The organism is Bacillus cereus group sp. BfR-BA-01355, assembly GCF_022663675.1.
Lineage (GTDB): Bacteria > Bacillota > Bacilli > Bacillales > Bacillaceae_G > Bacillus_A > Bacillus_A thuringiensis_S.
In genome coordinates, this window is sequence record NZ_JAKUFY010000524.1 from 1 (window position 1) to 211 (window position 211).

Here is a 211-nt window from a genome sequence, read left to right on the forward strand (position 1 = left end):
TTGCTTAGAGTTTAGTTGTTTCTCCTGAGAAGAGTCATCTTGCTTAGAGTTTTGCTGTTTATCTTGAGAAGAATCATCTTGCTTAGAGTTTTGCTGTTTCTCTTGAGAAGAATCATCTTGCTTAGAGTTTTGCTGTTTCTCTTGAGAAGAGTCATCTTGCTTAGAGTTTTGCTGTTTCTCTTGAGAAGAGTCATCTTGCTCGTTATTTTTA

General features: G+C 36.0%; 1 pseudogene. It reads right to left on the reverse strand.

Annotation, left to right across the window (positions count from 1 at the left end):
• Positions 1-211: pseudogene (locus MR167_RS32765) on the reverse strand (spore germination protein); the annotation flags it as partial.